Below are 19236 nucleotides of genomic sequence, written 5' to 3' on the forward strand. Positions count from 1 at the left end.
TAGCGGCCCCGGACTTCCCCAGAGCTCCGCAAGCGGACGCTAGCACGTGACGGACGCCACGTCCGGACATTGCGTCCACCCGTAGGCATCGATCGACAGCATCGCAACGTCGCCTGCGGAGTGCTTCAATTCACCCACGCCGAAGGACCGGGTGGACGCAAGCCGTCGATCTCACGTGCGCGGCGCGCTCGGATACGCCGTTCACGTATTGCTCTGGGCCGCATCGAAACTTGCTCTCGTCCCAGGATGCGCCCGGGGACCCATCCCGGTTTGAGCGACTCGTACGGTTCGATAGCGCAGCGGTGCAGCTGAATTCGACCAGGCCGGTCACAGCCCGCCGTGGTTTCAGGGGACACATTTGGCCGGACCGCACCTGCCTGCGGGCCTTTCGGCGCTCAGGTCATGGAGGGGTCCTGTCCAACAGTTAGCAATCACTTCGATCGGGTCTCGGCATCAGCCGGGACCTTGATCCTCCACAGCTCAAGCCTTGTCCCGGAAAACATTGCAGCATAAGATATGACGATGACTAGGCTGATGATTCTGGCGGCAGCTGCGGTGTCCACGGCACTCGCGGCCGGAACGGGCGTCGCCGGCGCGGAGCCCGACGTGACGTCGGCCGAGCCGTATTGCACCTTCACGCTGACTGCCCCGCAACGTGTGGCCAACGGTAATACCTACGCGGTTGTTTCGACCTTGAAGGCTCAACATTGCAACGGTACGTCGAATGCGCGTCGGGCAACGGTCTGCTTGTCCGGCGATGGCGGCACAGAGACGTGTGGCGAGGCCGTTGGGTGGGGAGTGGCCAGGGTCGCCGTACCGTGGACCGCCGGCCGCACCTATACCGCAACCGGTAGAGGGTGCGCAGACCCCGGCATTCCGTTTCCAGTCACCACCTGCATTCCGAACGAGTCCGTGAGCGTCACCCTCTGATCGCCGACGTGGATACCAATAACGTTGGTGTCCACGTCGTCTCGCTCTTCATTGGGTCGTCAATCGCTCAATGAAGACCAGTGAGACGCCCAACATCCGGCAACGATCTGGGTGCGGTTGTCGCGTCGAATGCTCAATTCCGCAGTTCTATCAGCCCGGTTGGCCGAAGACGGCCACAACCACACTGCGATCCAAACTGTTCTCCGACCACACACCGATTTCTGCGTTGGCGCAGTCAGACATGATGCCGTAGGCGACGGGGTCGTAGTACCACCGCTCCAGGATCTCCATGTTGTTGATCGCCAAAGACGGGTTGATGGCAACGTTCTGCGCCGTTTTGCCGCGGTACCCCGCGGCCTCCGCCCGGGTCTGGGGTGTTGATCCGTCCGACCCGAGATCACCACCGAGGGCACGGTTCCTCAGGACATCATTGGCATGCCATTGCGCGGCCAACTGCAGCTGCGGATTGATTCTGACCTCGGTGATGCAGCCTGCTTGGCGCTGGACGGTATAGACATTGGTCACCAGAGTGCCATTGAGCCGCCTGTTGTCGGCATGCGCCGTGGGCGTCGACACCCCCAGCCCGACAGCGCAGACCAGCACCATCGGAAGACTTTCGGCGCCTCGGCGCCAAATCGACTTCGTCGGCCGTTCTCCTCCCCGCGTCATACCGGCTCGAATCCCGAGACGAGCCAACGGCCGTCCACCTTGTCCAGCGTGATGCGGACGCACGAAGTTGTGACGTTGGGTGGCTCGCTGCCGATCAAGGTGGTCTGGTTGATGAAAACCAGTACCTCTGCCCGATCGTCGTCTGCTGACACCGAGGCCGCGGCGGGCACCGTCGCCACCGCCGAGATCTGTTGTTGCTGAGCTCCGGGGATGACGACCGTCTTGGTGAGGTCGGTGTACTGATCGCGGAACGTACCGGTCAGTCGGTCCGCCGCGGCGGTGAGATCCTTCTCCGCAGTGTCCGGCCGGTAGGAGAGAATGGCCACTGTGGTCTCGCTCGCCACCCGCACCGACTCCGCAGCCGCTACCTGAGCTCCACGCGCCGAACCATCCATCCACTTCAAATAGCCAGCAGCGACAGTCAGTACCAGCACCAGGAGCAGCAGCGCGCACGTGAGGATGCGGGTGCCCGTGAACCGTCGACCCCTCTCGGCGACGGCCGGTGCCGTGTTGCTGCTCTCATCGATGCGTTCCTCGCCCGCCTCGGTCGGGTCGCCCTGCAAAGCAGTCTTCTCTGATTCTTCTGTCTTAGTGTCGACGGACACGTCGAACTCCAATCCGGTAACCGCTTGGTCGGTATCTCTACTCACGGCACAAAGGTCACTGACGAGACCTTGGCGGCGTCGACTCCGACTTTGTCAACCCCGATGCGCATCCGCCACGCGCGTGGTTCCTGCTCTGGTGCACCGGCATTGGAAGTCTTCACCGACACCGCGACCAGTACCTGCGCCCGATCGCCGTCCTGTGATTCCAGACCTGCCGCGGTGACCGTGCCCTCCGATCTCGACTTCGCCTGCTTGATGACGGCGACAAACGGGTCCTGACCCATCTGGAAGTCCTCGTGGAAGCTGCCGGTCGTCGAATCGAGGATTCGTTGTATGTCGGCTTCGGTGGTGTCGAATCCGAAGGTGGTCAGGTTCACCGCACCCAGCCGGGCGGCTTCCACGAACACCTGCTGCTCGTCCTGTGCCGCGCGGATCTCGTACGTGCGGTAGCCCAGCCAACCGACCAGACATCCCAGTACCGCGGCCACCACGCCCAGCGAGATCACCAGCCGTTTCGCCGAACCGGACCGGCTGCGCAAGTCCGGCTTCTCACCGGCCGCCTCGGTATCGTCACCGGGCAGCGTGTCCTCATCCGCAGCGGGCCAGTCCTCCACAGCGGGCGATTCCTCGGCGGCAGGCCAGTCCTTCACGGAATTGGAGCCGTTCATCGAATCACCACCGGAGTGAGCATTTCCTGCCATGACTGTCCTTCTGTTGTTTTGGCAAGGTCGGACCGGCTGTACACACTGCCGTCGAGTCCGACGTAGTTATCGGTCAAGGGGTCGTAGTCCGCCGCTGCGATCGGACTGACCGTCGGGGGCGCGGGCGCCGGCGGCGGGGGCACCGAGGGTACCGGTGCCGGGGGCACCGCTGCGGGTGCCGAGCCCGGAGGCAGTTGTGGGACGTCCTGTCCCGACAACGTGGCGTTCGGATCGCCCTTCCAGTTGAGTCCGTCGTTGAGAGGCACGTACTCCTCGTCACTTTCACACATCGCAGCGGTCGGAGCGCGCTTGCCCGGCTTGGTCAGGCATGGGAAGTTACGTGCTCCACGCACATACATCGGCGCGTCCTGTGGGATCCGGCAGTACAACTCGCCCGGCGGACGGGGCGGTATGCCTTCGTCGGGGGTGCCGTCCGCACCGGCGGGTACGTGCTGCTGCTGGATCGGGAGGTACCCCGTGGCGCAGACCGGAGGGATGTTCACATTCAGGTTGAAGTCCAGCGTCAAACCCGGGTGCTTGGTGTTGTAGTTGGTCAACGTGGCGGCCTGCATTCCGGAGATCACGATGGGTGCCACCACGAGCAACTGCTCGATGCCGGCGTGGTAATCGCGACCGACGTTTCCGATGCCGACGAAGTTCGAGAGCAGCGTGGGTAGGGACGGCTGCAAGCGCGAAATCAATTGCTGTGCCTCGGCTGCGGCCGGACCGCCTTGAGCGAGCAGGTTCGCGACCCCGGCATCGTTGTCCCGCAACTGGCCGGTGATCTCGGACAGATGGCTCGCCCAGGCGTTTATCTCATCGGCCGTCTCGGACTGGGAATCGAGTATCGGTTGGGACTCGTCGATCAGCGTGACGAGCGGATCGAGATTTGCCCGCGCGTCGATCGCCAACTGAGTGGAGCCCTTGACGATGCGTGATATCTCCGGCCCCAAACCACCTACTGCGGTGAAGCTTTCGTCGATCACCGTCTTGAGGTTCCCCGGTGGTATCGCCTCAAGGCCGCCGTTGGCCGCATTGAGCAGCGCATTGATATCGGGTGGCACCGAACTGCGGTCGAGCGGGATGACATCCCCGTTCTTCAGGGCGGGTCCCTCTCCCCCGCGCGGAAGCAGTGCGACATACTGCTCGCCCACGCCGGAGACACTGTGCACCTCGGCGTCCAGATCCGCTGGGATCTTCATGTCAGAACGCAACGACAACTCGGCGATGACGCCGGTGTCGGTCAAGCGAACGGCAGACACGCGGCCGACCTCCGTGCCGCGGTAGGTGACATTGCCGGTCGCGTAAAGTCCAGCGGCCCGAGGTAGTTCGACGGTCACCGTGTACTGACCGACTCCGAGCATTGCGGGAACCCGGATGAAGCCGAAGACCATGATCGAGGACGCCACCAAGGCGACCACGGCGAAGATCGTCAACTGGACCTTCACGCGTTTGTTCAGCCGCTGACTGAACTGCGAATGTCGAAGCGACACGTCAGCCTCCCTGATTCCGCTGGTAAGGAATGATCAGCGGGTTGCGACCCGTGTAAGGGCTGGGCACCTGCCCGATCGTGCGACCCCACTGCATCTCCAACTCTGTCAACTCGCCTTCGAAGCGGGTACCGGTGAGCAGACCGTTGTCGAGGCGGCTGAGGGTCAGGTCGAAGGTCGCTGTGAGATTGGCAGACTCACCGCGAATCCAGTTGGAAGCCTGGCTCTTCGGGAACGGCATGATGACGAATGCGTCGAGCGCACGGGTAAGGCTCGGCCCGGTGTTGGCCAGCGACTCCAGTATCGGACCGATCGCATTCAGTTCCTTGACGAGGTTCTCCTTCGTCTGGTTGACCGAGTCCGCGGCCAACGCGCTGAACTTTCCGAATGCGCTCGATGCCTCGGTGAGTTCGCCACGCGCATCAGCCAACACCGCCAGCGCGTCGGGAATCGTGCGTATCGCCGCGTCCAGCACCGGTTCCTGGGCGGCGACCTGACCGACGAGGTTGTTGAAGCTGTCCGTTGCGGCGATGATGTCACCGGTCTGACCGTTCAAGCGGTTCACGAATTGATCGATTTGTTCGATCAGGCTTCGCAGCTCCTGCTCCCGGCCGGCGAACGCGGTGGCGAATGCCGCCGTGATGTCCTGAACCTGACCGATTCCGCCGCCGTTGAGCAGGAGCGACACTGCCGCCAGCGTCTGATCGGTATTCGGGTAGGCGCCGCCGTTGGCCAGTGGGATCATCGAGCCTTCACGCAGTTTGCCCTCCGCCGGCACGCCGACCGGTTCCGCCAGCTCGATGTGCAGGGAGCCCAGCAGGCTGGTCTGGCCCACCTTGGCGGTGGCATTGGCCGGCAGCTCGACATCACCGTTGAGTTTCATGGTGACCAGCGCGTGCCAACCCTGGAGTTCGATCTCGGTGATGGTGCCCACGTTCGCGTCGCCCACCCGGACGCGTGAGTTCTCCTGGATGTAGCCGATGTCCGGCAACTGCGCCTTGATCTCAAACGATCCCGGGCCGCCGCCCTCGGTACCGGGCATCGGTAGCGAGTTCAGACCCCGCCACTCACAGGCCGGCACGACTGCCATCACGATCACCAGCACGCCGAGACCGAAGCGCTTCACGCGGTTCATGAGCCACCACCGGGAGGGACCATGATGCCGGGCAGACCGGCGGCGGGGTCGACCGAGGTATCCACGGCCGGCACCGTGGCCTCTGCGGGCAGCGGAGTCGGCGGCAGCGCAGCCGTTACGGGTGCGCCCGCGGGCGTCGCGGCGGCCGGCGGCGCAGCCGGTGGCGGAGGCAGGTAGTCGGGCCGCAGCCAGTCCTCGCTGTAGGTGAGCTCGTTGGGTCGAGCTCCGGTTCCGATGACGGGGTTGATGCCGATCGGCGGGAAGTTGTACTGACGGTTCTTGAAGATCGGCGCTAGGTACTGGACACACAGCTTTGCCGACTGTTCGTAGTTCATCCGTGACGCAGCCTGGATGGCCCCGCACAAGAACGAGATCGGGTTGGCGAAGTTGTTGAGCGCCAATGCTCCCGTGACCGAGGACTGGGTCGGCTGAATGATGTTCGCGAAGTTCTGGAATGCGGTCGGGCCGATGTGCAAGGTCTGCTTGATGTCAGGAAGGCTCTGGTGGACTGCGGTGGAAATCGATGACAGTTTGTCGGTTGTCGTGCCCAACGCCTCGCGATGGTCCCTGATGAATTGTGTTGTCTCGCCGACTACCTCGCTGAGATCACGGATCGCATTACTGACCTCGTCGGGGTCATCGGCCAGCGACCCGGTCACCGCCGCGAGATTGGTGTTGAGTTGCGCCATCAGGTCCGAACTGTTCTGAAGCGCAGACACCACCACCGACAGGTTCTTGATGCTGGAGAACATGTCGTCGCTGTGATCGCCGAGAATCGAGAAGGCACGCGACATCTGGATGACCGTGTTGCGAATGTTGGCACCTTCTCCGCGCAAGTTGTCTGCGGAAGTGTTGATCAGTGCACCCAGGGTACTGACCCCACCCGGCTCGGTCGGTTGTAGGGCGTCGGTGAGCTTCTGCAACTGGAGGCGCAGGTCGTCCCACTCGACCGGGACAGCGGTGCGGTCCTCCGGAATGACTGCGCCGTCCTCAAGCACCGGCCCGCTGGTGTAGGCCGGCGTGAGCTGAATCGCCCGCGCGGTCACCAACTGGGGCGACAGGATCGCCGCCTGCACGTCGGCGGGCACCTTGTGTTCATCGTCGACCCAGAACGTGACCTTGACCCGCTCCGGTTGCGGTTCGATGCCGTCGATGGCACCGACCGGGACGCCGAGGATGCGCACCTCGTCGCCGACGAAGAGCCCGTTGCTGTTCTCGAAGTACGCCACGACGTGATTCCTGGCGATCTGCGTCAGTGATCGCACGGCGACCACCGAACCGCCCACCAGCGCAACGGCCAGCGCAATCATCAGGCCGATCCGCAGTTTGCCCGACCGCATCACTGTTCTCCATCCGTGGGGGTGCTCGGCAGTGCTTCACCGGGAGCGGGCGAAAGTATTGCCGGTGGTTCCCCTATGGGGACAAGACCGTCCTCGCCGGGTGCTGCCGCCGGCGGCCCCGGCGGCGGACCGCCGAGCGGAGGCGCGGGAAGCGGCTCCCGGTAGGGGTACCGCGGGTCACCGGGCTTACCGGTGATCGCGTCGGGCAGGTAGAGGTGGGGTTCTCCACCCTGGCCGGTCCGTGGCATCGGTATCGGCAGCGCCGGGGTGCCGCGCTGCCCGACCTGCGGGTCCGTGCGCTGCGAGGGCAGCAGCGTGGCGGGATCCAGACCCAGATCGGAGAATGCGGCGTCGATGAACGGCTGCACGAACTGTCCGGGCACCAGATTGACCAGAGCGGCCATGAAATAAGGTCCGGCCGTGAGGCATTCACCCAGCGACAGTGCGTACTGGTTGAGAAGTTTGATCGACTCCTGGAGCTCGGACTTACGGTTGTCGACGATGGTCAAAACACCGTTCAACTTCTCGAGCGTCGGCCCCAACTGTTCACGGTTGTCGCTGATGAACCCGGACAACTGGCGGGCAAAAGCGGACAGATTACCCGAGATCTGGTCCAGTGCAGTGCTTTCGGTCAACAGTTGGGCAAGCAATGCGTTGCTGTCGGCAATCAGACTGACCACCTGATCAGCGCGCTCGGACAGGACGGAGGTCGCCTTCTTGGCGTTGGTCAGCAGCCTGCGCAGCGCCTCGTCGCGATTACCCAGCGTCTCCGAGAACCGCGCCACACCTTGCACAGCGAGTTTGAGATCCGGTGGCGTGTCCTTGAAGGTTTCGGCCAGGGTCGCCATCGCGTCTGACACCCCGTTGGTATTCAGATCGCTGATCGTCGACGACAGATCTCCGAGGGCATCGGGCAGCTGGTACGGAGGTTTGGTCCGCTCGATCGGGATAATCGACAGCTCACCGTCACCGCGGGGCGTGACCTCGAGAACCTTCGAACCGAGCAGGCTCTTGGTCCTGATGTTCGCCTCGGTCCGGTCGCCGAGGTGAACGTCGTTGTCGATCTCGAATTCGACGAGTACCCGCGTGCCGTCCAGTTCCACTGCGGTCACCTCTCCGACCCGGTAACCGGCTACCTGCACCGCTGCACCGTTTTTCAGACCGCCGGCCTCGGAGAAGTACGCGGCGTACTCGGTTGCAGAGCTGATGAACGGGATTTTTCGGTACTGCAGACCGATGACGACGATCGCAAGAATTGTCACGATTCCCACGGCACCGATGACGAACTTGTTGCGTTCAGCGAAGGGTTTCATTTTGGTGTGCACCGTCCTGTGTCCTGGCCGGCCACCTTGATATAGACCGGCTGGCCACCCTTGCCGTTGACCTTGACGAGCAGATCGCACAGATAGAAGGCCCAGTAGGCACCGTTCAAGCCCATGCGGTTCATCTGCCTGTAGGCGTCCGGCAAAGTTGCCAGGAGATTGTCGACATATTCGTGATCGGCGAGGACGATCCCCGCGGTGCGGTCCGCTTGCACCATCGTGTTGTGGAAGGGCGCCCTGGCCTGAGACAGCATGTCGGCGATCGTCCCCGTCGCCGCGTTCGTGTAGGCGACGGCGTTGCTGATGTCGGTTTTCTGCGCTGCAAGTCCGGAGACGAGCTTGGAGAGCGAGTCCACCGCTTTGTCGAACTTCTCGGTTTCGTCTCCGAACGATGCCAGCACCGCGTCGAGGTTGATGATCACCTGTCCGATTAGCTCATCGCGGTCGGCCAGGGTGTTGGTCACTGCCGCCGCTTGATTCAAAAACGAACCGATGGTGGCTCCTTCGCCCTGGAAGGCCGAGATCAGCTGGCCGCTTAGAGCATTGACCTGCTCGGGATCCATCGCTCGAAACAGCGGCCGGAACCCGCCCAGGAGGGTGTCGAGATCCAGTGCCGGCTCGGTGTTCGTCACCGCGATCGTCCCACCGGGATTGAGGCGACTGCTGCCGTCCTCCCCCTCCAGCAGTGCCAGATACCGGTCGCCGATCGGGTTCGCCCACCGGACTGCGGCTTTGGTGGTCTCGGTGAGGGTCACCGCAGGACCGGCGGTGAACTCGACGATGGCCTGGGACTCCGCGTTGATCGAAATGGCGGAGACCTTGCCCACCTCGACTCCGGCGACCCGGACGAAGTTGCCGGTCTCCAGCCCACTCACGTCGGTGAACTGGGCGGTGTAGACGTTCTCGTCCTGGAATCGCAGTTGCGCAAATATCGCCAGCAGTCCGAATGTGCCCAGAAGACACACCGCGGCGAAGACCGCGAACAACACGGTCGCACGTCTGAAGTTCTCATTCACGGGTGGAAACCCCTCAGTCCCTCATTGCTCACTGTGGTTGCGGTACGGATGTCAGCGGCGGCATGCCCCCCGGGTACTCCGGTAGCGGTATGGGCGGTCCGGGCGGAATGGGCATCGGTGCAGGCACCCCGGCACCGAATGCGGGCGGTTGCACCCCTGGGACCGGAATCGGGGGCGGTACACCAGGTCCGATCGCGGGCGGTGGCACTCCTGGACCCGGGGCCGGCGGCACCGGTGGCACACCTGGGAAGAGCGGAGTTCCGTCCGGGCCGTACCACGGGGCCCCGAACGGCGGCATACCCGCGGGAACCACCGGGCCCGGCGCCGGACCGTTGACGCAATGCCGACGGCTGGGCTGCTCCGGCACCGCTCGGGTGACCGGGAAGTAGTTGACCCAGCACGGATCCCCGACACCGGGGTTGGGTCGCCAGTCCAGTCCTGTGCCCCAGCCTGTATTGGTGATCACCTGACGAATCGGGAAGTTCTTGGCAACATCGGGCAGCGAACCGCAACCCGGCTTGCCATCAGGGCCGCCCTTCGCGGCGACGATCGGCAGGTTCTCCGGATACTTGTACTGGTCATCTCCGAACAGCAGTCCGGCATCCGCCAGCAGCGATTTGCCGTTACCGCCGACGATGGCGAGGCCGTCCCGGTCCAGATACAACATCGCGCCCAGGATCATGCAGGTGTACTGGGGGTTGTACTTGAGCAGGAGGCTTGTCGTCGGCTCGAACCCGTTGATCGCGTTCACCAGGTTGTCCTTGTTGGGCGCGAGCAGGTCGACGCCGGTATTGGAGAACCCGATCGTGTTGAGCAGCAAGGCATTCAGGTCGCCGGAACGGTCGGTGATCGTTTTGCTGGTGGTGGTCGCTGCATCCAGCGTGCTGAGGATGTCACCGGCGGCAGCGCTGTAGGCGTCGCTGAAGCGCTGGAACGAGCGCCAATCGGCCGCGACGGTATCCATCCGCGGATTGATCGCCCGGAGCACCTGGTTGGCGTCGGTGGTCGCTGCGCCCATCCGCTCTCCCTGGCCGCGGACTCCGTCGGCGAGCGCGGTGAGTACCGCATTCACCTTGGACACGTCGATCTGGTCCAGCAGATTCACGAGATTGTCGAACACCGTGTTCACCTCGGTGCTGACAGTGCGCGAGCGCAGCACCGCACCCGCTGTCAGCCGTTGCGGGGTGGGATCATCCGGATAACTCAGTTCGACGTATTTGGCGCCGAAAGCGGTCGTGGCCTTGATCTCGGCCTCGACGTTTAGCGGAATGAAGTCGATCTGATCGGGGTAGATCTCCAGTTGCAGGCTCACCGGCCCACTGCCGCCTTTGATCCCGCCGACGCGACCGACCTCGACGTCTCGCATCTTGATCTTCGCGCCCGGTTCCATGACCAGACCGGAACGGTCCGAGACCAAGGTGACCGCCACGAAGGACCTGAACGTTCCGGCGAACAAGGCCGAACACGTGAGAACGAGCGCGATGATCGTCCCGAACAAGGCGGCTGTCCACCACAGCGGGTGAACTCGGGGCTTACTGTCGTCCATTTCCTTCTATCCCGCGAGGTGGAAGTTGCCGGACTGGCCATAGATCGCCAGTGAGAGGAACAGCACGACAACGACGGCTGAGATGAGCGAGGTACGTACTGCGCGTCCCACGGCCTCTCCGACGCCGGCGGGCCCCCCCGAAGCGGTGAAGCCGTAATAGGTGTGCACCAGCATGATCACGACAGCCATGATGACCACCTGGACAAACGACCAGATGATGTCCGTCGGGTTAAGAAACGTATTGAAGTAATGGTCGTAGACACCGCTCGACTGGCCGTAGATCGCCGTGGTGCCGACCCGCGCGGCAAGGAACGCCGTGAGCATCGCAACGCAGTACAGCGGTATCACCACCACCACGCCGGCGACCACCTTGTTGGATGCCAGGTACGCGATCGAGCGGATGCCCATCACCTCAAGCGCATCGATCTCTTCGTTGATCCGCATCGCGCCGAGTTGAGCGGTGGCACCCGCGCCGATCGTCGCGGCCAGACCGATCCCGGAGATGACGGGCGCGATCAACCGCACGTTGAAGTACGCCGAGGCGAATCCCGTCAGCGCCTCGACACCCACATCGGAGAACTGGTTGTAACCCTGGACCGCGACCAGTGCGCCGGTGGCCAGAGTCAGGAATCCGACGATCACGACGGTTCCGCCGACGATGGCCAAGGCTCCGGTGCCCAGGCTCATATGCGCGATCTGTCGCAGCATCTCAAGCTTGTACCGCAGGAAGGACACCCGGATGGAACTCAGCGTCTCGAAGTAGAAACGCGCCTGGGTGCCGATTCGGGTCAAGCCACGCAGCCACGACTGGGTCTTGCGCTGAAGAAAGAGCTGTTTGCTCGGAATGGATGCGCTCATAGCGTCGCCTGCACGCCCACCGCGGTGGCGATGATGTTGATGGCGAACAGCGCCATGAAGGTATAGACGACCGTCTCGTTGACGGCGTTGCCCACACCGGCAGGACCGCCGCCGACCGAAATGCCTTTGTAGCAAGCGATCAAACCCGCTGCCAATCCGAAGAGCGCCGATTTGACCAGCGAAATTATGACGTCGGCGGGGCCGGTGATGACCGTCAGACCCCACACGAATGAGCCCGGCGTCACGTCCTGGATGAACACCGCGAAGATGAAGCTGCCGATAAGGCCGACGAGAATCACCACCGACGACAACAGCGTCGCGACCAACGTGGCTGCCAACACACGAGGCACCACCAGCGACTGGATTGGGTTGATGCCCATGACCCGGAGTGCGTCCAGTTCTTCACGGATGGTTCGGGCCCCCAAGTCGGCACACATGGCGGTGGCGCCTGCGCCAGCGACCACCAGCACCGTCACCACCGGGCCGATCTGCGTGACCGTTCCGTACGCGGCGCCGGTGCCGGAGTAATCGGCGGCACCGAACTCCACCAACAGGATGTTGAAAGTGAAGATCATCAAAACGGTGAAAGGAATCGCCAACATCAGAGTCGGCATCAGGGACACCCGCGCCACAAACCAGGACTGCAGCATGAACTCCCGCAACGCAAACGGTCTGCGCGGCACGGCCATGAATGTGTCCAGTGCCATCGCGAACAACCCGCCGAGTTCGCGGACCGGCTTGGAAAACGGGGACGACTCGACCCTCGTCGGCCAGCCCCCGGCACGACCGGTAGGAGAGCCGGAAGCAGGCGAGTCGTCGGCGGCCAACGCTACGGCGTCCGACCCACCATCGTCGCCGTGCTGGGCCGGCTCACGCTCGAAGCCAGTAGCCAAGATGTTCCCTTCCAAGGTTCGTCACCGGCAGACGATGACGAAGTATTCTGAACGCCAGGCCTACCGCCTGACCGAACATTTCCCGTCAGAGCCCGAAATCCGGCCGGCGGTCCTTCGATCTCTTTTCAAACTTAAGTTAGATTAGAGGCGCGGATCACAGTTGTCAACAGACCTCGAAGCAGCTCACATCGGGGCGCTCGTTACTTTGCCATAGACATCGAACCACGGGGCGCGACTTCCTGATATGTCGCGAACCACACTGCATATAAGCATCTTTCATGCCGCCATCGCATCGGCTTCCCGCTTACGTCCGCTCGGATACATTTGCCAAAAACTCGCTGCGGGGCGTGAAAACCCATGACTCAGCCGCTGAGATTTGACCGGTCGCCGTCTCATACTTAAGATTCTGCCCGGCTAGTTCTCGCTGTCGCGACTTACCCAACTCCGGCCGGGATGCAAGGGTGTGCGGCGCCTACATCCGCGAGAGAGTGCGGCCTGGATGCGAAACCGCCTGTCACGCCGGTTGTCCCGAGTGCGAGTTCGCCGAGGACGACCTCCGGCAGAGTACCGATCTGTGCCGGGTCGACGTCAAAATTGTTGTCGACCAACAAGTATCAATCGTCCCGCGCCGGCGATCGCCGAAGTTCGGGAGCGTCCCGGACCGTGACTGCGTTGTCGGCCGTTGCGAGAACTGCACCGGGGCTTCGATATTGACTACGAGGTAAGTCGTCCGTTTGACGCGCCCAGCTTGAGTTGGCGCGCCGCGCACTCAGCCTTGGCGCATCGCGGGAGTTGCGATCGTCAAATCGATTCGCGGACAGGTGCTGGCGACTACGGTGCGAAAGGTCGAGAGCAGGTCCTTACTAGTGCACGAAAAGGTCGATGGCCGTCAACGCGACGAAGACGACGAGAACATAACCCTCGAATATCAGCCGGAGCGGCATCGGCGCGACGCGCAGGTCCATGAAGTGGATGCCGATGAGGCGGACCTTGAACAGCGCAATTCCGACGATGATGGCGGCTGCCGCGGAGGCGGCGCCGGCACTTTGTTCGATGCCGACCAAGAACGATGCAAACGTGAGCGCCATCAGGGCAGCCCACACGACTGTGATACGACGTGTCGCGGTCAATCAATTCACCTCATCAGGTAGAACAGCGCGAACAGCACGACCCACAACAGGTCGACCATATGCCAGAAAATCCCGCCGGCCTCGCTCAGCATGATCTGTTGACCGGTCAGCATCGGCCGGCGGGCATCGACGATGAGCTTGATCAGCACTATGCATCCGAGGACTACATGCAGTAGATGAATACCGGTGAACATGTAGTAGTACGAATAGTATTCACCTCCGCCGACAGACTTGCCCGCCCCGAAGAGGTGGGACCATTCCGCGGCCTTGACGCAGATGAAGGCGAGCCCGCACAGTAGCGCCCCACCGAAGAGGCGCGGCGCGGAGGCATGGTCCCGCGACATCACCTTCCGAACGCCCAGGACGACCAGAAGCGAGCTCGTCAGCAACAGGACGGTGTTGATCGTCCCCAACGCGGTACTGAGGCTTGCATGGTCCTGGGCGAAAACCTCGGGGTTCTTTGCACGGGAGTACATGAACGTTCCGAAGAACAACGCGAAGATCACCATGTCACCCAGCACGAAGACCCAGATGCCCTCTTCACCCGGGATCCTGCGGCGCGGCTCAGCGACCACTTCGACCGTCTCCGAGCTCTGATACGCCGTCATGAATCGACCCGGCGGAGTCGGAATACCGATACCACTTTCGATGAGTATCGCGGGCGAGGTCGCGGCGGCGTCGGCGCGTAGAACATTTGCTGAGTCTCCTCGGGTATCGATCGGAGGGGTACCGCTCTTTGCGGAAACCACCTCACTGAAAGCGGAGCAGGAACATCGACCCGGTCATGGTAGCGTATTCTTTGAACAAAGAATAAAAATTTCAGATGTCGATCGGGTGGGCTGTGATCGCGGACCATGCCAGGCCCCGACACGATCGAGATCGACAGCGCATCTCGCCTCGAATCTCCGATGGCCATCCCGCATTCGCAACGATCTGCGCCTGTAACCCGAGGGAGGACCGCGGTGGCCTACGTCATCACTCAGAACTGCTGCAAGGACGCAAGCTGCGTCCCCGTCTGCCCGGTCGACTGTATCCGCCCAGTCAGCGGTTCGGCGGCGTTCACCGGCGCCGAGATGCTCTACATCGATCCAGAGACGTGCATCGATTGCGGCGCGTGCATGGAGGAGTGCCCGGTCGATGCGATCCACTTCGATGACGATCTGCCCGCAGCGCTGGAGCGCTTCAAGCACATCAACGCCGCCTACTTCGACCGTCATCCGCTTGAGCCGAGCCCCCCACTCCCCCGGACCAAGCGCGCGTCGGTCGAACCGGGTTCGCTGCGGGTCGCGATAGTCGGCGCCGGCCCTGCCGCGTGCTACGCGGCGACCGAACTCGTCGCCATCGACGGTGTCGAAGTGAACATGTTCGAGCGGCTTCCGACGCCGTTCGGCCTCATCCGGTCCGGCGTCGCGCCCGACCATCAGCTGACCAAGTCAGTCGTGGGCATCTTCGCGCGCGCATTCACGAACGCCCGTTTCACCTGCCATTTCAATGTCGAGATCGGAAAGCAGCTGACCCACCAGGATCTGCTGACCCATCACCACGCGGTCATCTACGCCGTCGGCGCCTCGGAAAGCCGTCGGCTGGGCATTCCCGGCGAGGATCTGCCGGGCAACCACCCCGCCGCCGACTTCGTCGGCTGGTACAACGGCCACCCCGACCACGCCAACCACACGTTCGACCTGTCCGCGCGGCGAGCGGTGATCATCGGCAACGGAAACGTTGCGCTCGATGTCGCACGGGTGATGCTCATGGGACCCGACGAACTGGCGAGAACCGATGCCGCTCAGCACGCGCTGGATGCTCTGTCCGACAGCAGGATCGAAGAAGTCGTCATCCTCGGACGGCGCGGCCCGCGAGACGCGGCATTCTCGGTCGGAGAGTTCCTCGCGCTCGGATACCTCGACGGTGTCGACGTCGTCATCGATGGCGGTGAGTTGGAGTCCGATCCCGACGACGATATCGAGACCGAACTCAAACTCAACCTGGCCCGCGAGTTCGCTCAACATCCCAGCACACCGGGCAACAAGAGGATCGTGTTCCGGTTCCTGGCGTCGCCGGTCGCCGTCGAAGGTTCGGACCGCGTCGAAGGGTTGCGCATATCGCGAAACGGTGTCAACGAGTTGATCGAAACGTCGCTGATCCTGCGTTCGATCGGATACCAAGGGTCGGCGCCCGCCGGCCTGCACGGTGATCCCGCAACCGGCATCGTGCCCAACGATCGCGGGCGTGTGGTCGACACCATCGGCAACCCGGTCTCGGATTCCTACGTCACCGGATGGATCAAGCGCGGCCCGCGCGGTGTGATCGGCACCAACCGTGTCTGCGCCGAGGAGACGGTCCGCACACTGCTCGACGACTACCACGGCGGGCTGCTCTGCCGCGAGGTCACCGGCCGCGAGGCGTTCGTAAGTCTGCTCACCGAACGCGGCGCAGAACCCGTCGACTGGAAGGGCTGGCGGGCCATCGACGACGCCGAGCGCCAACGCGGTGTCGAGGCTTCCCGTCCGCGCATCAAGTTCGTCGACACCGCAGAAATGCTGGCCCTGACGCAAAGGTAGGAAGACTCCGGCTGGCGGCGTTACGCCGCAATCGGATGAACGGGATCGCACCGCGGCTACCCCATGCGGACCGCGGTCGGCATGGGCGGGTCATTCTGCGACGTCGGCCGTCGCCTCGGGGGAGATCCACTGCCGGGTCGCGTTTCGGGAGGCCATCTTGATCATCCCGACGATGCCTGCGCACAGCGCGATGGTGAGGCATGCCGCAGCCCACCGGGCCACCATCGGTACATCCGATTTCAGCAGGGTGTAGACCGGCCAGCCCACCGCGCCATATACCCCGGCGTAGGCCAACGGCGGCAACGCGACCACGACGACTCCGCGGCGCGCTCCGGCCAGAGTCGGCACCAGGCGGTACATCAGCCAGCCCGCCAGTATCGGCCCCACTGCGTTGACGGGGGCCACCCAGAACGGCCATCCGTCGCCCACGAACTGCATCGGCTGGTTTCCGTAGTAATAGAACACCCCGGCCGCCGTTGTCGGGAACTCGAAGATCAGATCCATGACGACGATCCCGGCGAAGAATCGCCACAGGTGCCTTCCGTCGGGATGTCTGACGAGGCTGCGGTAGACGACGTAGGCACCCAATCCGACGAAGCCCGGATACACCAGGAAGACGTACAGCGGCTGAGCATGCTCCATCGCCGTGAAGACGATCAATGGGCTGTCATGGGGGTACCACAACTGGATCATGGTGTTGATCCACGGTTCTTCCAGCGCCGCGACGAACCCGCCGATCAGCGCCAGGAGAGGTATCGACGTCGACAATCGCCGCGACTCGTTCGCCGCCCACACGGCCGAGGCGACGAAGAACGCGGCTCCGACGGCGATGAACGTCCAACTGAACTCCGGATGCGCCGTGAGATGGTTTGGCAGCTCGGTCACTTCGGCTCCCGCCTGATTTGCCGCGTCGGTGGTTTCCTTCGGCGCGAGTGTCTCGACTACGGGCGAGCCATCCTGTATTGGACATGGACATTTCGTCTCCGCCCGTCGGGATGCCGCGCACCGGATTACATGCTATCCGGACATAATGTACACCGGGCATGATCGGTCGGAACCCCTCGGTCAACCACACACGCAGGGCGCTACTAGCATTGGCACGATGCGCCCCGGTGACCGTCCTCGGCTGCACGCCGGCACCAGTGATGCCGAGCGTCAGATCCTCCTCGCCACCGAGCGTCTACTCGAATCGACGCCGTTGACCGAACTCAGCGTCGCCAGCATCCTGAAGGAGGCAGGCGTCTCGCGGACGACCTTCTACTTCTACTTCAGTTCGAAGTACGCACCCGTCACTGCGCTGCTGTCATCAGTGATGGACCAGATTTTCGAGCAGGTCAGCTTGTTCACCTCAGGGGCCGATTCGGGAGATGATGCCAATCGCCTGGAGAAGGGACTCGAGGGAGCGACACAGCTGTTCCGTGAGCACCGCATGGTTTTTCGCGCGACTGTGGAGCACTGGCATTCCGTCGCCGAGATCGGTGAACTCTGGCTCAAGGTCATCGAACGATTCACCGACGCCTTCGCAAGCGAGATCGAACGCGAGCGGGCGGCCGGCACCGCCCCTCCCGGAATACCGAGCCGTGAGCTGGCGGCCGGGCTGATCTGGGCGTCCGAGCGGCTGCTTTACGTCGCCGGGCTCGGGGTCGATGCCGACCTACCCGACGAGGACAGAGCCCTGGCCTCACTACTGGCGATCTGGCAGGGGGCGGTGTACGGGTCCGCCCCGAACCCGTTGAACGTCAACACCAGTCCATAGTCGCGCCGGCGTCCGGCGGCACACCGAGCCGTCGTCGGAGTCCCGACCGATGCCAAAACGCCGAGTCAGAACCAGAGGATGGTCCTGACTCGGCGCCATGGCCGGTCCTGTACTCGGTACGCCGCTACGGCTCGTGTCAGACGTCCCACTCGAACACGAGCTTCTCGGGGCGATGGAAGATCATCCCCTCCTGAACCCGGATGCTCTGGTCGGGAGCGAGTCTCAGGTTGGGCAACCTGGTGATCGCCGTCTCGATCGCCACCCTCATGTCCAGGCGTGCCACCGAGATGCCGATGCATGTGTGCGGGCCGTGGCCGAAGTGCAGGCTCTTGCGCATCTCTGCCGGATCCCGGTCGATATCGAAATTCGCCGGGCAGCTGAACTGGTTCTCGTCGTTGTTGGCCGACTGGACGAGCGCGAAGATGTTGGAGCCCTTCGAGATCTTGTGTCCGCGGATCTCCACATCCTCCTTGACGTGGCGCACAATGCCGCGTGCCGGGGTCAGCCGTCGCAGTGACTCCTCGACCACCTTCGGCACCAGGCTCAGGTCGTCGCGCACCCGGGCGAGCAGCTCCTGATCCTCGCAGAGCTTGTACAGCGAGAAGCTGATCCCACCAGCGCTCGTCTCGAAGCCCGCGATGACCAGTTGTCCGATGACACCCAGAACTTCACGGTCGGTCAGGCTCTTCTCGCTCTGCTCCTGGGCGAGGATCAGACCGCTGATCAGATCATCACCCGGTTCAGCACGGCGACGTGCAATCGCGTTCAGCAGGTAATCGTTGAACTTCACCTGCTCGCGCGCGAGCTCGAGACGGCGTTCCTCACTGATGGACGGCACGAACAGCTCGGTGATACCCAGCGTCCAATCCCGGAAGAGGCCGTGGTCTTCCGCGGGCAGGCCGAGGATCTTGATCAGGACGTGCACGGGCATCGGGGTCGCGAAGCTGTCCACGAGGTCGCCCCGACCATCGGCCACGATAGCGTCGATCAGGTCGTTGGCCGCCTGCCGGATCACGCCTTCGCGCACCTTGACCGCAGCGGGCGTGAGGGGCTTGGCCGCCAGCTTGCGGATCCGGTTGTGCTCCGGCGGGTCGGTGTTGACCAGCGCCGGTTGCCAGGGAGCATACCCGTGCGGCAGTTGCTCTTTGAGCTCGTCAGGCACCTCGCCCACCAGATCCGCCGGCATGGCGCCGAAGCGGTCCAAGTCCTTCACGATCGCCAGCACGTCGTCGTACCGGCTGACGACCCATGCGTCCAGCTCCTCGACGTGAAGGACCGGGGCAT

18 protein-coding genes are annotated in these 19236 nt (G+C 63.3%); 3 read left to right on the plus strand and 15 right to left on the minus strand.

The window, feature by feature from the left end; all coding sequences use genetic code 11:
* Positions 1-522 precede the first annotated feature (522 nt).
* Complete coding sequence (locus KXD97_RS26610; RefSeq protein ID WP_260753773.1) at positions 523-930, plus strand: hypothetical protein; 408 nt, start codon at positions 523-525, stop codon at positions 928-930.
* 150 nt (positions 931-1080) lie between these two features.
* Here the strand turns inward: KXD97_RS26610 and KXD97_RS26615 are convergent, their stop codons facing one another.
* From KXD97_RS26615 to KXD97_RS26675, 13 genes are all read right to left on the minus strand, one after another.
* Positions 1081-1536: a CAP domain-containing protein gene (locus tag KXD97_RS26615; RefSeq protein WP_260753776.1), complete on the minus strand. Its 456-nt coding sequence runs from the start codon at positions 1534-1536 to the stop codon at positions 1081-1083.
* A gap of 59 nt (positions 1537-1595) precedes the next feature.
* Complete coding sequence (locus KXD97_RS26620; RefSeq protein WP_260753778.1) at positions 1596-2216, minus strand: hypothetical protein; 621 nt, start codon at positions 2214-2216, stop codon at positions 1596-1598.
* A 29-nt stretch (positions 2217-2245) separates the two neighbouring features.
* Positions 2246-2872, minus strand: a complete 627-nt coding sequence (locus KXD97_RS26625) for a hypothetical protein (RefSeq protein WP_260753780.1) — start codon at positions 2870-2872, stop codon at positions 2246-2248.
* Positions 2869-4398, minus strand: coding sequence for an MCE family protein (locus KXD97_RS26630; protein ID WP_260753784.1), 1530 nt, complete (start codon positions 4396-4398; stop codon positions 2869-2871). The genes KXD97_RS26625 and KXD97_RS26630 overlap by 4 nt, the downstream gene beginning before the upstream one ends.
* A gap of 1 nt (position 4399) precedes the next feature.
* Positions 4400-5485 (minus strand): MCE family protein, encoded by a 1086-nt coding sequence (locus KXD97_RS26635; protein WP_396885520.1) that lies wholly within the window; start codon positions 5483-5485, stop codon positions 4400-4402.
* 41 nt (positions 5486-5526) lie between these two features.
* Positions 5527-6870: an MCE family protein gene (locus KXD97_RS26640; protein WP_260753791.1), complete on the minus strand. Its 1344-nt coding sequence runs from the start codon at positions 6868-6870 to the stop codon at positions 5527-5529.
* Positions 6870-8183 carry an MCE family protein gene (locus KXD97_RS26645; protein WP_260753792.1) on the minus strand — a complete coding sequence of 438 codons (1314 nt, stop codon included), beginning with the start codon at positions 8181-8183 and terminating at the stop codon, positions 6870-6872. The genes KXD97_RS26640 and KXD97_RS26645 overlap by 1 nt, the downstream gene beginning before the upstream one ends.
* A complete protein-coding gene (locus tag KXD97_RS26650; RefSeq protein ID WP_260753794.1) occupies positions 8180-9208 on the minus strand; it encodes an MCE family protein in 1029 nt (342 codons plus the stop codon). Before KXD97_RS26650 ends, KXD97_RS26645 begins: the two co-directional genes overlap by 4 nt.
* A gap of 28 nt (positions 9209-9236) precedes the next feature.
* Positions 9237-10754 (minus strand): MCE family protein, encoded by a 1518-nt coding sequence (locus KXD97_RS26655; RefSeq protein ID WP_260753796.1) that lies wholly within the window; start codon positions 10752-10754, stop codon positions 9237-9239.
* Between the two features lie 6 nt (positions 10755-10760).
* On the minus strand, positions 10761-11612 hold the full coding sequence (locus KXD97_RS26660) for an ABC transporter permease (RefSeq protein WP_260753798.1): 852 nt from the start codon (positions 11610-11612) through the stop codon (positions 10761-10763).
* Positions 11609-12319 carry an ABC transporter permease gene (locus tag KXD97_RS26665; protein WP_260758162.1) on the minus strand — a complete coding sequence of 237 codons (711 nt, stop codon included), beginning with the start codon at positions 12317-12319 and terminating at the stop codon, positions 11609-11611. The genes KXD97_RS26660 and KXD97_RS26665 overlap by 4 nt, the downstream gene beginning before the upstream one ends.
* 1049 nt (positions 12320-13368) lie before the next feature.
* A complete protein-coding gene (locus KXD97_RS26670; protein ID WP_260753800.1) occupies positions 13369-13635 on the minus strand; it encodes a cytochrome C oxidase subunit IV family protein in 267 nt (88 codons plus the stop codon).
* 5 nt (positions 13636-13640) lie between these two features.
* Entirely contained in the window at positions 13641-14243 is a 603-nt protein-coding gene (locus KXD97_RS26675; RefSeq protein ID WP_260753801.1) for a cytochrome c oxidase subunit 3, read from the minus strand.
* 354 nt (positions 14244-14597) lie between these two features.
* Between KXD97_RS26675 and KXD97_RS26680 the strand changes: the two genes are divergently transcribed.
* A complete protein-coding gene (locus tag KXD97_RS26680; protein WP_260753804.1) occupies positions 14598-16196 on the plus strand; it encodes an FAD-dependent oxidoreductase in 1599 nt (532 codons plus the stop codon).
* Between the two features lie 90 nt (positions 16197-16286).
* On the opposite strand, the gene KXD97_RS26685 is transcribed toward KXD97_RS26680, so the two are convergent.
* A complete protein-coding gene (locus KXD97_RS26685; protein ID WP_260753805.1) occupies positions 16287-17081 on the minus strand; it encodes a hypothetical protein in 795 nt (264 codons plus the stop codon).
* A gap of 217 nt (positions 17082-17298) precedes the next feature.
* On the opposite strand from KXD97_RS26685, the gene KXD97_RS26690 reads away from it, so the two are divergent.
* On the plus strand, positions 17299-17952 hold the full coding sequence (locus KXD97_RS26690) for a TetR/AcrR family transcriptional regulator (protein WP_260753806.1): 654 nt from the start codon (positions 17299-17301) through the stop codon (positions 17950-17952).
* A gap of 136 nt (positions 17953-18088) precedes the next feature.
* On the opposite strand, the gene KXD97_RS26695 is transcribed toward KXD97_RS26690, so the two are convergent.
* Positions 18089-19177, minus strand: coding sequence for a cytochrome P450 (locus KXD97_RS26695; protein WP_260753807.1), 1089 nt, complete (start codon positions 19175-19177; stop codon positions 18089-18091).
* Positions 19178-19236 lie beyond the last annotated feature (59 nt).

Origin of the sequence: Mycobacterium sp. SMC-8 (assembly GCF_025263565.1) — a bacterium.
Classification (GTDB): Bacteria; Actinomycetota; Actinomycetes; order Mycobacteriales; family Mycobacteriaceae; genus Mycobacterium.

Coding starts and splice junctions, on each gene's coding strand:
- KXD97_RS26610 (WP_260753773.1), top strand. CDS start 523: ATGACTAGGCTGATGATTCTGGCGGCAGCTGCGGTGTCCACGGCACTC.
- KXD97_RS26615 (WP_260753776.1), bottom strand. CDS start 1,536: ATGGTGCTGGTCTGCGCTGTCGGGCTGGGGGTGTCGACGCCCACGGCG.
- KXD97_RS26625 (WP_260753780.1), bottom strand. CDS start 2,872: ATGAACGGCTCCAATTCCGTGAAGGACTGGCCTGCCGCCGAGGAATCG.
- KXD97_RS26635 (WP_396885520.1), bottom strand. CDS start 5,485: ATGGCAGTCGTGCCGGCCTGTGAGTGGCGGGGTCTGAACTCGCTACCG.
- KXD97_RS26640 (WP_260753791.1), bottom strand. CDS start 6,870: ATGCGGTCGGGCAAACTGCGGATCGGCCTGATGATTGCGCTGGCCGTT.
- KXD97_RS26645 (WP_260753792.1), bottom strand. CDS start 8,183: ATGAAACCCTTCGCTGAACGCAACAAGTTCGTCATCGGTGCCGTGGGA.
- KXD97_RS26655 (WP_260753796.1), bottom strand. CDS start 10,754: ATGGACGACAGTAAGCCCCGAGTTCACCCGCTGTGGTGGACAGCCGCC.
- KXD97_RS26660 (WP_260753798.1), bottom strand. CDS start 11,612: ATGAGCGCATCCATTCCGAGCAAACAGCTCTTTCTTCAGCGCAAGACC.
- KXD97_RS26665 (WP_260758162.1), bottom strand. CDS start 12,319: ATGGCACTGGACACATTCATGGCCGTGCCGCGCAGACCGTTTGCGTTG.
- KXD97_RS26675 (WP_260753801.1), bottom strand. CDS start 14,243: ATGACGGCGTATCAGAGCTCGGAGACGGTCGAAGTGGTCGCTGAGCCG.
- KXD97_RS26690 (WP_260753806.1), top strand. CDS start 17,299: ATGCGCCCCGGTGACCGTCCTCGGCTGCACGCCGGCACCAGTGATGCC.